The 1,500-nt window shown below is 63.5% G+C and carries 1 protein-coding gene; it reads left to right on the top strand.

Annotation, left to right across the window (positions count from 1 at the left end):
- Nucleotides 1-28: 28 nt before the first annotated feature.
- The coding region (locus VGM20_09810) for a basic secretory protein-like protein (GenBank protein HEY4101159.1) at nucleotides 29-1,500 on the top strand (1,472 nt) is incomplete at its 3' end.

The following is a 1,500-nucleotide window of genomic DNA, read 5'->3' as shown; positions in this document are numbered from 1 at the left end:
GGCCGCCGCGGCCAAGATCGCCGCGCGCATGGCCGAGCGGTCGTACGCACGCCTTTCGCGCCTCCTGAACTACTCCTTCAAGGAACGCAAGCCGGTCGTCATCTTCGCGTCGCGCGGCGACTTCGCGCAGAGCAACGTGTTTGGCGACCTCGGCGAGACGACCGGCGGTATCACCGACTTCCTGCACCAGAGCAACACGTTTTTCCTCGAAATGGACCTCGCGGAAACCGAGCACGTGATGACGCACGAAATGGTGCACCAGTTCCAGTACGACGAGTTCTCGCGCGGGCACGCCGGCAACGGCCTTGAAACGATCGCGCAGGTAAACCCGCCGGGCTGGTTCATGGAGGGAATGGCGGAGTACCTCTCGATCGGTCCCAATCATCCGGCGACCGACGCGGTCATGCGCGACGCCGCGCTGAATGGCTATTTGCCGACCGTGAAACAGATGGAGGACAATCCCAACCGTTACTTCCCGTACCGTTACGGTGAGGCGTTCTGGCGGTGGATCGGCCAGCGCTGGGGCGATGAGATCATCGGCGAGATCCTCGCCTCGTCGCCGACGCTCGGCATCGATCGCGCGTTCAAGCGCCACACGGGATTCGATCTCTCCGAACTCGGCGACGAGTGGAAGGAGACGATGCAGACCACCTACCTGCCGGGGATCGCCAATCTGGACCGCCCGCGCAAGGTCGCGCAGCCGCTGCTCAACGAGAAGCGCACCGGTGGCATCATCCCCCAGTACGTTGCGCCGTCGTTCTCGCCGAACGGCCGCCAGATCGCCTTCATCTCGACAGGCAGCCTGTTGCGCGCCGAAGTGTTCAACGATCTCTACCTCGCGGACGCGACCACCGGGAAGCGCCTCAAGCGGCTCACCACGAGCACGCTCAACCCGGAGTTCGAGGAGCTCCGCTACATCTATTCGCAGAGCGCGTTCTCTCCCGACGGCCAGACGCTAGCGTTCACCGCGCAGACCGGTGGCAAGGACGTCATCTACCTGGAGAACGTGAAGAATCTGGACGTCGAACGGCGCCTCGACACGGGCCTCGACGGAATGATCAGCCCGACGTTCTCACCCGACGGCAAGCAGCTCATTTTCAGCGGCGCCAAGGGCGGGTTCACGAACCTGTACAAGATCGACGCCGACGGCGGCAACGTGCAGCAGATCACGACCGGCGACTGGGCCGCGCTCATGCCCGCGTGGTCACCGGACGGCCGCCGCGTTGCGTTCGTCAGCGACCGCGGTCCGACCTCGGATTTCCAGACGCTCAAGTTCGACAAGTGGCAGATCAATATTCTCGACCTGCAGACCGGCAACATCGACGTCATCCCCGGCCAGGGCGGGAAGAACCTCAATCCGCAGTGGGCACCGGACGGCAAATCGCTCGCGTACATCAGCGACCGCACCGGCATCGCGCAGCTCTACATCTACGATTTCGACAAGAAGCAGCACTACCAGATCACGAAGTTCATCGGCGGCGTGCAGTCGCTGACGGAGAA

The organism is Gemmatimonadales bacterium, assembly GCA_036500345.1.
Classification (GTDB): domain Bacteria; phylum Gemmatimonadota; class Gemmatimonadetes; order Gemmatimonadales; family GWC2-71-9; genus Palsa-1233.
The sequence above is the reverse complement of the archived record's forward strand: the minus strand, read 5'-3'. Positions and strand labels throughout refer to the sequence as shown.